Source organism: Pseudomonas sp. LBUM1673, assembly GCF_059695645.1.
Map to the genome: position 1 here is coordinate 3,835,584 of NZ_CP166780.1, position 13,407 is coordinate 3,848,990.

Here is a 13,407-nt window from a genome sequence, read left to right on the forward strand (position 1 = left end):
TAGGGGCAGCGATGCAGATGAGCTGCGATTATCCGATTCCGAGGTGATGCCATCGCGAGCGGGCTCGCTCCCACATGGGATTTGTGAACGCCCAGATCAAATGTGGGAGCGAGCCTGCTCGCGATGGGGCCAACACTGTTAGCACAAAACTCAACCTGAAATCAGCTCATCGATATGTCGATAATCGACCTGCAGCTGCGCTGCCAACACCTTTGCCCGGCCAAGATGAATCGGCCCGCGCTCAATGTCGATCAGCAGCCCCGGGCAATCCAGTGCCGGCAACGTTGACCACTCCTTCAACCGTCCATCCGTCACCAGCAACAACCGTTGCTGTTCTGCCGGAAAGCGCTTTTGCCGTGCCGTCAGCCAGTGCCCCGCCTCACCCAGCGCCGCCAGCATCGGCGTACCGCCGCCGGCCCCGAGTGCCTCAAGCCAGTCGCGCAAGCCCGCGCAGGCTTTCAAACCTTGCACCTGCCACTTCGGCACATGGCCGCTGGCGGTCAGCAAAGCCAAGCGCGCACGCTGTCGATAGGCATCGTCGAAGAGTTGCGCCAGCAGGCCCTTGGCATCGCTCAATGCTTGATGGCGCCGGGTCGAGGCCGAGGCATCGACGATCACCAGCCAAAGTTCATGAGGGGTGCGGGTGCGCAGGTGAAACAGCACATCGTCGCGTTGACGCGGCCGGCCATTGAGCAAAGTGCCGGGCCAATTGATCGATCCGCTGCGCGCAGCGTGACGCTTACCCTGCTTGCCACCCTCCAGCCGTCCTGCGCGGGGTCTGGCATTCGCACCCGCGTCCGATCGAGGGCGAATGCCTAGGGCTTTTTTGGCCAGCTCGGCACTTCACGTCGAGCGCCGACCGGCAGCGCCTGGGCGGGCATTTCGCCCCACTGGCCCTGACCTTCGCTCGGGTTGGGGTTCTGAGTGGAGGGTCGCTGCGCTGCATGGGAGGATTGCGGCGCCGCAGGCGAGTGTTCACGACGGCGATGACGCAAGGCAAACTCGGCAACCGCGTCGATGTCTTCTTCGGCAATGGTGTTCACGCCGCGCCATGCCGCGTGAGCCCGGGCCGCGCGCAACCAGACCAGGTCCGCCCGCAGGCCATCGACGCCGGCAGCGAAGCAGCGCTCGGTGATCTGCGCCAGCGCGGCATCGTCGAGGGGAATGCTCGCCAGTGCCGAGCGCGCCTTTTGGCAACGCTCGCGCAGTGCGTGTTGCTGGCTTTCCCATTCGACGCAAAACCCTTGCGGGTCGCTGTCGAAATCCAGTCGACGACGGATGATCTGGCCGCGCTCGGCGGGTGCGGTGTGGCCACTGAGGGCGACGTTCAGGCCAAAGCGGTCGAGCAATTGCGGACGCAGCTCGCCCTCTTCCGGGTTCATGGTGCCGATCAGCACAAACTTCGCCGAATGCCGATGGGAAATCCCGTCGCGCTCAATCAGGTTGGTGCCGCTGGCGGCCACGTCGAGCAGCAGGTCCACAAGGTGATCGGGCAGCAGATTGACTTCATCGACATACAGCACGCCGCCGTCGGCCTTGGCCAGCACACCGGGAGAAAATTGTGCGCGACCTTCACTCAGGGCTGCATCGAGATCGAGGGTGCCTACCAGCCGTTCCTCGGTGGCGCCCAGGGGCAAGGTGACGAACTGACCGCTGGCCAACAGGTCCGCCAGGCCCCGGGCCAGGGTCGACTTGGCCATGCCACGCGGGCCTTCGATCAGCACGCCACCGATTTTCGGATCGATGGCGGTCAGGTACAGGGCGAGCTTCAAGTCATCGGCGCCGACCACGGCGGAGAGCGGGAAATGGGGGGTGTCGGTCATTTTTAAATCTCAGTCATGGTCGGTGGCAGGCACACCTTGTACCTGTGGGAGCGTGGCTTGCCCGCGAAGGCGTCCGCTCAGTCGAAATCAATGTTGATTGTGAGGGCCTCTTCGCGGGCAAGCCACGCTCCCACAGGTTAACGGTGCCACAGATTTACCCGTCTTCTTCTATATCCAGCAACAAATTCTCCAGCGCCTCGCGGTACTCACCTGGCTCTTTCCACATACCCCGTTGCTGCGCTTCGAGCATGCGTTCGGTCATGTCGCGCAGGGCATGGGGATTGTGTTCGCGGACAAACTCCCGGGTCGCCGGATCGAGCAAATAGGCCTCCGCCAGCAACGCGTACTGGTGATCATCGATCAACTGCGTGGTGGCGTCGAACGCAAACAGGTTATCGACCGTCGCCGCCAGTTCGAACGCGCCTTTATAGCCATGGCGCTTGACCCCGTCGATCCATTTCGGATTGGCTGCTCGGGAACGGATCACCCGGTTCAGTTCTTCCTTCAAGGTGCGAATCTTCGGCAAGTCCGGCTGACTGTGGTCGCCGTGATAACTGGCCGCCGCTTCACCGCTGAGGCTTTCGACGGCCGCCAGCATGCCACCCTGGAACTGGTAATAGTCGTTGGAATCGAGCAGGTCGTGCTCACGGTTGTCCTGATTTTGCAGCACCGCCTGCACCTGGCTCAGACGCTGGGCGAACTGTTCGCGGGCGGCGGTGCCTTCATCGGAGCCGCCGTAAGCGTAGCCGCCCCAGTTCAGGTAAACCTCGGCCAAGTCTTCACGGCTTTGCCACAAGCGACCGTCGATGGCGCCCTGCACGCCCGCTCCGTAAGCACCCGGTTTGGCGCCGAAGATGCGCCAGCCGGCCTGCCGCCTGGCTGCCTCTTCATCCAGACCGGATTGCAGCAGCGCTTGCCGCTCGGCGCGAACTTTGGCCGCGAGTGGGTTGAGATCGTCCGGCTCATCCAGCGCAGCGACCGCTTGCACGGCGGCGTCGAACAGCCGGATCAGGTTGGCAAAGGCATCGCGGAAGAATCCGGACACGCGCAAGGTCACGTCCACGCGCGGCCGGTCCAGCAGGCTCAACGGCAAAATCTCGAAGTCGTCGACCCGCTGACTGCCCGTCGCCCAGACCGGACGCACCCCCATCAGCGCCATGGCCTGGGCGATGTCGTCGCCGCCGGTGCGCATGGTCGCGGTGCCCCAGACCGACAGGCCGAGCTGACGCAGATGATCGCCGTGGTCCTGCAAGTGCCGCTCAAGAATCAGGTTCGCGGACTGAAAACCGATGCGCCACGCGGTGGTGGTCGGCAGGTTGCGTACGTCCACCGAATAGAAATTGCGCCCGGTGGGCAGCACGTCCAGACGACCGCGACTCGGCGCACCGCTGGGTCCGGCCGGAACGAATCGACCGCTGAGAGCATCCAGCAGGCCGCGCATTTCCGCCGGGCCGCAGGCGTCCAGGCGTGGGGCGACAACGTCACGGAGGCTGTCGATGATGGCATGCACCTCGGACCAATTTGCTTTCTGTGGGAGCGAGCCTGCTCGCGAAAGCGGTGGGTCAATCGACATCAATGTTGAATGATCAACCGCTTCGCGAGCAGGCTCGCTCCCACAGGGATCAGGGTTGGTTTGGGGCGTGCTCAGTGCCTGCGAGATCAGCTGCGCGGCGAACAGTTCAAGACGTTCACGGGTATCGCCCGCCGTGCGCCAGACTTCATCACTGAGCGACAGCAATGCGTCCGGTCGAGGACCGGTCCACGGCTCGGCCAACGCACAATCCAATGGATCAAACCCCAACCCGAACGCCTTGGCCAGCGCCCGCAACAGACTCGATTGCGCCCCGCGACCATCGCCACGAGGAATACGCAGCAAGGCCAATAAAGTGTCGATGCGCAATCGCCCGGCCGGCGACTCGCCAAACACGTGCAGGCCGTCGCGGATCTGCGACTCCTTCAAGTCGCACAGGTACGTGTCCAGACGCGGCAACCAGATCGCCGCGTCGGCATCGCTGTCGAGTTTCTCGTCCAGTTGCAGTTCACGGTCGATGTGCGTGTCCCGCACCAATTGCAGAATGTCGCGCTGCAACTCCCGGGCGCGGCGCGGATCGAGCAATTGCGCTTCGTAATATTCGTCGGCCAACAATTCGAGATTACGCAGCGGACCGTAGGTTTCAGCGCGGGTCAGCGGCGGCATCAAGTGATCGATGATCACTGCCTGCGTACGGCGCTTGGCCTGGGCGCCCTCGCCCGGGTCATTGACGATGAACGGATAGATGTTCGGCAGCGGTCCGAGCAATGCGTCCGGCCAGCAGTTTTCCGACAACCCAACGCCCTTGCCCGGCAGCCATTCGAGGTTGCCGTGCTTGCCAACATGGATCACGCCATGAGCACCGTAGGTGTTGCGCAACCAGAAGTAGAACGCCAGATAGCCGTGAGGCGGCACCAGGTCCGGGTCGTGATACACCGCGCTCGGGTCCACCTGATAACCCCGGGCCGGTTGAATGCCGACGAAGGTCAGGCCGAAGCGCAGACCAGCAATCATCATTCGTCCACCGCGGAACATTGGGTCGCTTTCGGGTGTGCCCCAACGTTCCAGCACGGCTTGGCGATTGGCCTCGGGCAGCGCGTTGAACATCTGGTTGTAGTCGTCCAGCGCGAGGCTTTGATGGCAGGGACGCTGGTCGAGGGTGTCGAGGTCATTGCTGACACCGCCGAGCAATTGCTGGATCAGCGCGGTGCCGCTGTCCGGCAACTCGGCTGGCAGCGGATAACCTTCTTTGTGCAGGGCACGGAGGATATTCAATGCCGCAGCCGGAGTGTCGAGGCCAACGCCATTGCCGATGCGCCCATCGCGAGTCGGGTAGTTGGCGAGGATCAGGGCGATGCGTTTTTCGCCATTGGGCACTCGTGCCAGATCGATCCAGCGTCGTGCCAGTTCAGCGACAAAATCCATGCGTTCCGGTTGCGGCCGGTAGCAGACTACGTCGGACTGACTGCGCTCGCTGCGCCAGGCCAGGTCCTTGAAACTGATCGGTCGGCTGATGATCCGCCCGTCCAGCTCCGGCAGTGCGATGTGCATCGCCAAGTCACGGGGACCAAGGCCCTGTTCGCTGGCACGCCAGCCCGGTTCGTTGTCCTGAGCGCAGATCGCCTGGATCACCGGAATATTGCGGCGAAACGGCCGCAGGTGCGGCGCTTCGGGGCTGGACTGGGCGAAACCGGTGGTGTTGAGAATCACCCCCGCCTCGACTTCATCCAGCAAGTCCTCGACCATCGTCAGGCAGCCGGGCTCTTTCAAACTGGCCAGCGCAATCGGCAACGGGTTCAACCCCGACGCCTGCAAACGCTGGCAGAACATATCGATGAAACCGGTGTTCGCCGCCTGCAAGTGCGAGCGGTAAAACAGCACCGCCGCCACCGGCTGATCAGCTTGCCAGTCGGCTTGCCAATCGCTCAGTTCAGCGGGACTTTTTTGCGGATGGTAAATCGCGGTGCGTGGCAGGGTTTGCGGCTCGGACCATGGGTAGTCGCGGCCCAGCCAGCGATTGGCGAGGCAGCGAAACAGGTCGAGTGCGTTGGCCATGCCGCCCTGACGCAGGAAGTGCCAGAGCCGGTCGCGGTCTTGCGCGGTTACGGTGCTCAGGTCACTGAGTTCCGGGTCCGGGCGATCATCCCCCGGCACCAGGATCAGCTGCACGCCACGCTCGGACAATTCCACCAGGCGCTCGATGCCATAACGCCAATAGGCGATGCCGCCGTGCAGCGAGATCAGAATCACTTTGGCGTGACGCAGCACTTCGTCGACGTAGAGATCGACCGAGGCGTGATTCTGCACCTGCATCGGGTTGGCCAGGCGTACGCTCGGGTAATCGTCGGGCAACTGCTGCGCCGCTTCGGCGAGCAACGCCAGGCTGGAATCGCCGCTGCACAGGATCACCAGCTCGGCGGGGGTTTGTCCAAGGTCGGCAATGTTGTCATCCGACACGAAACCGCCGGGCTGGGTCCTGAGCAGGTGCATGGTTTAAACGCTGAGCGCAGCGCGCAATTGCGCTTCGAGCGCAGCGGCGTCCAGATCCTGACCGATCAACACCAGACGGGTGGTGCGCGCTTCTTCAGCGCCCCACTGACGGTCGAAGTGCTTGTCGAAGCGCGTGCCCACGCCCTGGATCAGCAGGCGCATCGGCTTGTTCGGCACCGCTGCAAAACCTTTGACCCGAAGGATGCCGTGCTGGACCACCAATTGAGTCAGCGCATCCATCAGCAGGCTTTCGTCGGCTTGTGGCAGCTCGATCGAGATGGAATCGAACGCGTCGTGGTCGTGGTCGTCTTCACCTTCATGGTGATGATCATGATGGCTGTGGCGGCTGTCGATGTGTTCTTCCGAACCGGCGCCGAGGCCGATCAGCACGTCCAGTGGCAGACGCCCGCTGCTGGCTTCGATGACTTTCACCGCTGCCGGCAGTTCTTCGGCGACTTCCAGGCGCACACGGGCCAGGTCTTCAGCGCTGATCAGGTCGGCCTTGTTGAGGATCACCAGGTCGGCGCTGGCCAGTTGGTCGGCGAACAGCTCGTGCAGCGGCGATTCGTGGTCCAGGTTCGGGTCGAGTTTGCGCTGGGCATCGACCTGATCCGGGAACGCAGCGAAGGTGCCAGCAGCGACGGCCGGGCTGTCGACTACGGTGATGACCGCGTCAACCGTGCAGGCGCTGCGGATTTCTGGCCACTGGAAGGCTTGAACCAAAGGTTTTGGCAGGGCCAGGCCCGAAGTTTCGATGAGGATGTGGTCGAGGTCGCCGCGACGAGCGACCAGTTCGCGCATCACCGGGAAGAACTCTTCCTGAACCGTGCAGCACAGGCAGCCGTTGGCCAGTTCGTAGACGCGACCGTTGGCTTCTTCTTCGGTGCAACCGATCGAGCACTGCTTAAGGATTTCGCCGTCGATGCCCAGCTCGCCGAACTCGTTGACGATCACCGCGATGCGACGGCCCTGGGCGTTGTCGAGCATGTGGCGCAGCAAGGTGGTTTTGCCCGAGCCGAGGAAGCCGGTAACGATGGTGACAGGGAGTTTGGCCAGTGTTTTCATCGGATGCCCTTTGGCAAGGTGGCGGGCATACGGGACGACAATCGCAGCGGCAGATGCACGCGCGCAAGAGTTTCGCCACCGGATCACCCCGCCCGGTTGAAAGTGAGAATCTGTTTCGAGGCAGGTCTCCTGGCTGACGGTGTGCCGGCTTTGTTGGCCTGGCATTCGCTGCGCCTTCCCGCGACCCCGTTGGACAGAGTAGGCAGTGGCGTAGCAGCGAACATCACCGTTCACAGTTGCGGGGGCAGCCGCGGCATCGACCGCGTTCCCTTCTTAGCTTCGGCAGACACCGAAGAACCTCGAAAGCGCAAGGCTACGCATCGCGTGGGGGCGGGTCAATGTTCCGTGAGGCACTCGTGATCCCTCGTGGCGAGGGAGCTTGCTCCCGCTGGGTTGCGAAGCGACCCCCGACATTCCTTCAGACATACCCCGCAAGCAGATTTTGCGACGGCTTCGCCGCCGAGCGGGAGCAAGCTCCCTCGCCACAGGTGTTTGGCGTCAATTGAGAACCCTTGCCAATTGACGCCCAACCCCCGCCCATGCTCTCCTACACGCCTTGTTACGGGTGCCCTTCACAGGGTGAAACGGGAAACCGGTGAATCATGTGCTTTACTCAAAGCCATGTCAGTCCGGTGCTGCCCCCGCAACGGTAAGCGAGTGAAGCGTCAGATCCACTGTGCCTGTTATATGGCATGGGAAGGTGATGCTTGCAGGTTTCGGCGTTAGCCCTGCCCCTCGCGAGCCCGGAGACCGGCCCGCAACACAAAGTGACTTTTACGGTCACTGAATAACAAACCCGCGGTGGGCGGGCGCTGTTCGAACTCTCTGCGTGCCCTGGCGTGCGGAGGTTTTCATGCGCTCTATATCACCCGCTGACAGACCAGAGGGAAGCGCCATGTCGATCATCAGCAGTACCGGCTCCAGCACCGATAAGAGCACCGCCAGCACCACCACGACCATGACTCAACGCCTGACCGCCGCAGTGTGTGCGTCGATCCTGGGCATTAGCCTTGTGTATTTCGCCGGTTTCTCGCACATCGAAGCGGTGCACAACGCCGCGCATGATACCCGTCACAGTTCCGCCTTTCCGTGCCATTGAGACCTGCTGACATGATCAAGCGTATTGCGCAAACCGCAGGTTTCACCGGTCTGCTGGCCGCCCTGCTATTGACCCTGCTGCAAAGCTTTTGGGTCGCTCCACTGATTTTGCAGGCCGAGACCTACGAAAAATCCGAGCCGGCCGCTGTTGAAGTCCACGAGCACGCCGCTGGCGCTGTCGCTCACACCCACGATGCCGAAGCCTGGGAACCGGAAGACGGCTGGCAGCGCGTGCTGTCCACGACAGGCGGTAACCTGGTGGTTGCCGTCGGTTTCGCCCTGATGCTCGCCGGTCTCTACACCTTGCGTGCTCCACGTCGTACCTCCCAGGGCCTGCTCTGGGGCCTGGCCGGTTACGCGACATTCGTGCTGGCGCCAACCCTCGGTCTGCCACCTGAGCTGCCGGGCACTGCCGCGGCGGACCTGGCGCAACGGCAGATCTGGTGGATTGGCACTGCCGCGTCCACCGCTGTCGGCATCGCGCTGATTGTGTTCAGCCGCCATTGGCTGATGAAGATCCTCGGCGTGGCGATTCTGGCCGTGCCTCATGTGATCGGTGCACCGCAACCGGAAGTCCATTCGATGCTGGCGCCGGAAGCCCTGGAAGCGCAATTCAAAATCGCTTCGCAGCTGACCAACGTGGCGTTCTGGCTGGCCCTGGGCCTGATCAGCGCCTGGTTGTTCCGCCGCAAAAGCGATGGCCATTACTCCGCATGACTGACGTCAGCGCAGCGCCGACCCTGGTGGTCGGCCTGGGCTGCCAGCGCGGCTGCCCTGTCAGCACGCTGCGGGCGCTGCTTGATCAGGCGTTACAGGCCCATCAAATCGAACTCCGTGAGATCAAGGCCTTGGCCAGCATCGACCTGAAGCGCGAAGAACCTGGCCTGATCGAACTGGCCGAACAACTCGCATTGCCGTTGATGTATTTCAGCAGCGAACAGTTGGCCGGTTATGAACCGCAACTCAGCCACCACTCGGACATCGCGTTCGAGCGCACTGGCTGCTACGGCGTGGCGGAAAGTGCCGCCCTGGCACTGGCCGAACAATTGGCTCAGGCACCGGCAAAGTTGCTGATTGCGCGACAAAAATACGCCCAGGCCACCCTGGCATTGGCCAGCGCCGCGTAAAATCCCCGATAATCCCCGCCTTCGATCATGAGCAATCTTCATCTGAAGCGTGCCCATGCCTTTTTTGACAGGAAACGTGATGACCGTCTATTTCATTGGCGCAGGCCCCGGCGACCCGGAACTGATCACCGTCAAAGGCCAGCGGCTGATTCGTAGCTGCCCGGTCATCATCTATGCAGGCTCCCTGGTCCCCACCGCCGTGCTGGAAGGCCACCGGGCCGAACGGGTGGTCAACAGCGCCGAATTGCACCTGGAACAGATCATCGAGTTGATCAAGACCGCCCATGCCAACGGCCAGGACGTGGCCCGGGTGCATTCCGGCGACCCGAGCCTGTACGGCGCGATTGGCGAGCAGATTCGCTACCTGCGTGAACTCGACATCCCTTTCGAAATCATTCCCGGCGTTACCGCCACCGCGGCCTGCGCGGCCCTTTTGGGCGCCGAACTGACCTTGCCGGACGTGTCACAGAGCGTGATTCTGACCCGCTACGCCGACAAGACCGCGATGCCGGCCGGTGAAGAACTCGGTAGCCTGGCGCAGCACGGCGCGACCATGGCGATCCATTTGGGGGTCAATCATCTGGAGAAGATCCTTGCCGAACTGCTGCCGCACTACGGCGCCGACTGCCCGATCGCGGTGATTCATCGGGCGACCTGGCCGGATCAGGATTGGGTGGTGGGGACGCTTAAGGACATTGCCGGGAAGGTTGAAGCCAAGGGATTCAGGCGTACGGCGTTGATTTTGGTGGGGCGGGTGTTGGGCAGCGATCACTTCAGTGAATCGTCGTTGTATCGCGCGGGGCATGCGCATTTGTACAGGCCCTGAAGCACTTGTGGCGAGGGAGCTTGCTCCCGCTGGACCGCGCAGCGGTCCCAAAAACAGCCAACGCATTCATCACGGGAAAATGCATCGGCTGGATTGCGACTGCTTCGCAGTCGAGCGGGAGCAAGCTCCCTCGCCACAGGTTATCGATCATCCATAAAAAAACGGCACTCACGGGTGCCGTTTTTTCGTTTCTGCAGCGAACACCTTAGTAGTAGGCGTTTTCTTTCTGCGTGTGGTCGGTCACGTCACGAACACCCTTGAGCTCGGGAATACGCTCGAGCAAGGTGCGCTCGATGCCTTCGCGCAGGGTGACGTCTGCCTGGCCGCAGCCCTGGCAACCGCCGCCGAACTTCAGCACGGCGATGCCGTCTTCGACCACATCGATCAGGCTGACCTGACCGCCGTGGCTGGCCAGCCCCGGGTTGATCTCGGTTTGCAGGTAGTAGTTGATGCGCTCGTTGACCGGGCTGTCGGCGTTGACCATCGGGACTTTGGCGTTCGGCGCCTTGATGGTCAGCTGGCCGCCCATGCGGTCGGTGGCGTAGTCGACTACCGCATCGTCCAGAAACGCTTCGCTGAACGAGTCGATGTAAGCGGTGAAGCTTTTGAGCCCCAGCGCCGTGTCTTCAGGTTTTTCTTCGCCCGGCTTGCAGTAGGCAATGCAGGTTTCGGCGTACTGGGTGCCAGGCTGGGTGATAAAGACGCGGATGCCGATACCCGGGGTGTTCTGCTTGGAGAGCAGATCAGCCAGGTAATCGTGGGCGGCGTCGGTAATGGTAATAGCGGTCATGGAAACTCCTCGCAGGCTTGGACGCAGTTTACGCCAATCATCGCGCCGGACAAAGTCCTAGTATTTTTGTCGGGAAAGATGCACCTGTCGATGATCCTCTGATCACCGCAGCCTCCCCTGTAGGAGCGAACTGTGGCGAGGGGGCTTGCCCCCGTTGGGTTGCGAAGCAGCCCTCTACATTCTTCAGATACACCGAGTTGTCTGGTTTACGACTGCTGCGCAGCCGAACGGGGGCAAGCCCCCTCGCCACAGGTCGCTCCTACAAGGGTTCGGCGGTGCGTGTTCAGGCCCTCAATCAGAGATTCTCGTAGCGATTCATGTCGAGCACACCCTCTTCCACCGGGTCGGTGTCGTGGATGTAGCGGCTCAGATCATGGAAATACTCCCAGAACTGCGGATGGCTGCGGCGAATACCCCAGCGTTCGACGATTTTCTCGAAGCTGGCGGCGTCCCTGGCGTTTTCCATCTCGTCGACAAATGCGGGCACTTGCCCGGCCGGGATGTTGAACATGAAGTTCGGGTAGCTGCTGAGCACACCCGGATAGATAGTCAACGTGTCGAGCCCCGGCTGATAGCGCAGTGACTCACCGAGCAGGAACGCCACGTTACTGTGGGCCCGATTGCGCAACAGGCTGTACACCTCGCGCTTGCCGCTTTGGGTTTCGATGCGCAACATCGTGGCTTCCGGCAACTGATCGATGACTTTCAGCCCCGCAGCCGGACGCGAAGTCAGGCGGCTCAGGGCCTGTTCGGCGTTCTGCAACGCCAGATCGATGTTCGGCCGCGAGCAATAAGCGCCGTCGCAGCGGTTGATCGGGTCGGGTTTGGCGTTGAGGTCGCCGTAACGGGACAGCAACTGCAAGGCGAAGTCGCGTTTCGGGTCTGATTCGTCCATCGTCAGCGCCGTGGGTTTGTCGTTATCGATGTACTCATAATCCAGCCACATCTTGAATTTGCCGCCGTTCTGATACCAATCGTCGAGGTAGCCGTCCCGTGAGTCGGCCGGCATCAGTCGCAAGAAGTTCTGCTCGGCACCGTTGCGGATCAGGTCGAAGTACAAGCGGGTCTGGGCCTGATGGGACACGTTGCCGAACACATCGAAGTTGACCGCCAACTGGTAATACGTGCGTTCCAGCAACGGGAAATCGAACAGCCACATCGTCTGCGGTACGTCACCGATCAGGCCCTTGTTCACCGAGGCGCTGTCGAAATGGCGGAAGATGCTCAGCAGCGCGTTGTCATTGCCGGCCCACAGGGTCGACCAGCTCGGTGCCGGCAGGTCGGCGTAGCTGTCGCGGCGCAAGGCTTCGTACTCGTTGCGTTTGTCGCGGTAGTCGTGCCACAGGCTCAGGACACTGCCGACGTCATCGTTCTGCCCCGGCATCGCCAGCAATGGCGTGGCCTGGCCGCGATAGTTCGGGTCGGTGATGTAAAGGTCATGCTCCGGGGCCTGGAACAGCGCCCAGAAGTTGTCGCGAATCACGTCGGTAGCGATCTGACCACGACAGACCGGGCCACGAATAAAGGTGCGCACAAAGTACTCGGCGTTATCGAGCATGAACTGGTAACGCGCCTGAGCCGGGATTGCCTCAAAGGTCGTGAACGGATTGGCCCGCCGCTGCGGCCCGTAACCCGGCAAGGCGTTGACCTGCCAGTTACCGCTGTAAAACAGGCTTTTGATCCGCGCCATCTTCGCCGCGCTCAGCGGATAGGTGATGTGGGTTTTGTGCACGATCACCCCTTGCACCGGCCACAGACGGTAATAGACCTGAGTGCCCGGATCGTCATTCGGACGACGAGTGTTAATCAGATCGATGGGCTGCCCCGTCGGCGTGCGCGAACGCACCCACTGAAAGAAATGCCCCGGCTCGCCGTCCTTGAAATAGAGATGCGCCAGAAACCAGTGCTCGAACAACCAGCGCCCCACCAGGCTCTCCCGGGCACCCGGCGCGTTGAGCAGGTTTTCCCACTGCACCACCTGCAAGGCTTCCTTGGCGCTGGGCACCAGACCCTGCTCATCGATCGGCGCGCCGGAGGCCAGCCAGCGCTGCAACGTCTGGTATTGCTGATCGGTCAGGCCGGTGACCGCCAGCGGCATGCCTTCTTTCGGGTGAGCACTGGCATAGCCATTGAACTCCACCGGCATGGCGCACATGTTTTCCCGGTTCAGGCCCAGAACGATGTCTTCCGGCACTTTGGCGTTGGGTTGCAACGGAGTTTTGTGGCCCAGTTCGAGCATCCGCGTCATCAACGCCGCCTGACTGCCCTGGGCGTCGAGCACCGAATAGAAGCCCTTTTGCTGCCAGGCACGCTGGCCGAAGGCGTCATAAAACAGCCGGGTAGGCGCTGCGGCTTGGCTGCGTTCGCCATCGTAGACCGGCGCTTTCGTTGCACCTCGGGCCGCCCCTTCGCCACTGCCCAGATTGAGCTGACAGGCGGAGTCGTAGCAGGCATGGCAGGCCACGCACTTTTCGGTGAAGATCGGTTGAATGTCCCGGACGTAGGAAATATCCGGACCTTGTGCAGCGGCGCCCCCGCTTAAAAACAGCATCAATAGGCTGGTGACGACGCGATAAGGCATATCCCTGGTCCTGATCATGAGAAAACGCCGCGATTCTACCGGTCTGGCCTGCGCCCCAACATGAACGATATTCATG

General features: G+C 62.0%; 10 protein-coding genes and 2 riboswitches. Of the genes, 4 read left to right on the forward strand and 6 right to left on the reverse strand.

The genetic code is table 11. From position 1 onward, the window contains the following. Window positions 1–150: 150 nt before the first annotated feature. The 4 genes from ACA044_RS17555 to cobW form a co-directional block, all read right to left on the reverse strand. Complete coding sequence (locus tag ACA044_RS17555; protein ID WP_497442539.1) at window positions 151–696, reverse strand: vWA domain-containing protein; 546 nt, start codon at window positions 694–696, stop codon at window positions 151–153. A 119-nt stretch (window positions 697–815) separates the two neighbouring features. Continuing rightward, window positions 816–1,823 (reverse strand): magnesium chelatase ATPase subunit I, encoded by a 1,008-nt coding sequence (locus ACA044_RS17560; protein WP_497442540.1) that lies wholly within the window; start codon window positions 1,821–1,823, stop codon window positions 816–818. A 154-nt stretch (window positions 1,824–1,977) separates the two neighbouring features. Further along, window positions 1,978–5,844, reverse strand: coding sequence for a cobaltochelatase subunit CobN (gene cobN / locus ACA044_RS17565; protein WP_497442541.1), 3,867 nt, complete (start codon window positions 5,842–5,844; stop codon window positions 1,978–1,980). A 3-nt stretch (window positions 5,845–5,847) separates the two neighbouring features. Beyond that, entirely contained in the window at window positions 5,848–6,909 is a 1,062-nt protein-coding gene (gene cobW / locus ACA044_RS17570; protein ID WP_497442542.1) for a cobalamin biosynthesis protein CobW, read from the reverse strand. A 102-nt stretch (window positions 6,910–7,011) separates the two neighbouring features. Then, a riboswitch (cobalamin riboswitch) is annotated at window positions 7,012–7,226 on the reverse strand. Window positions 7,227–7,455: 229 nt separating this feature from the next. Next, window positions 7,456–7,682, forward strand: a riboswitch (cobalamin riboswitch). 122 nt (window positions 7,683–7,804) lie between these two features. Between cobW and ACA044_RS17575 the strand changes: the two genes are divergently transcribed. The 4 genes from ACA044_RS17575 (at window position 7,805) to cobM (ending at window position 9,960) form a co-directional block, all read left to right on the forward strand. Then, window positions 7,805–8,008 (forward strand): CbtB domain-containing protein, encoded by a 204-nt coding sequence (locus tag ACA044_RS17575; protein ID WP_497442543.1) that lies wholly within the window; start codon window positions 7,805–7,807, stop codon window positions 8,006–8,008. A gap of 11 nt (window positions 8,009–8,019) precedes the next feature. Next, the gene (locus ACA044_RS17580; protein WP_497442544.1) at window positions 8,020–8,724 is read left to right on the forward strand and encodes a CbtA family protein; all 705 of its coding nucleotides are present in this window, start codon (window positions 8,020–8,022) and stop codon (window positions 8,722–8,724) included. After that, window positions 8,721–9,134: a cobalamin biosynthesis protein gene (locus ACA044_RS17585; RefSeq protein WP_497442545.1), complete on the forward strand. Its 414-nt coding sequence runs from the start codon at window positions 8,721–8,723 to the stop codon at window positions 9,132–9,134. Before ACA044_RS17580 ends, ACA044_RS17585 begins: the two co-directional genes overlap by 4 nt. A gap of 79 nt (window positions 9,135–9,213) precedes the next feature. Continuing rightward, window positions 9,214–9,960 carry a precorrin-4 C(11)-methyltransferase gene (gene cobM / locus ACA044_RS17590; protein ID WP_497442546.1) on the forward strand — a complete coding sequence of 249 codons (747 nt, stop codon included), beginning with the start codon at window positions 9,214–9,216 and terminating at the stop codon, window positions 9,958–9,960. Window positions 9,961–10,165: 205 nt separating this feature from the next. Here the strand turns inward: cobM and nfuA are convergent, their stop codons facing one another. Further along, window positions 10,166–10,750, reverse strand: a complete 585-nt coding sequence (nfuA, locus tag ACA044_RS17595) for a Fe-S biogenesis protein NfuA (protein ID WP_007898222.1) — start codon at window positions 10,748–10,750, stop codon at window positions 10,166–10,168. Between the two features lie 295 nt (window positions 10,751–11,045). Beyond that, window positions 11,046–13,331 (reverse strand): fatty acid cis/trans isomerase, encoded by a 2,286-nt coding sequence (locus ACA044_RS17600; protein ID WP_497442547.1) that lies wholly within the window; start codon window positions 13,329–13,331, stop codon window positions 11,046–11,048. Window positions 13,332–13,407 lie beyond the last annotated feature (76 nt).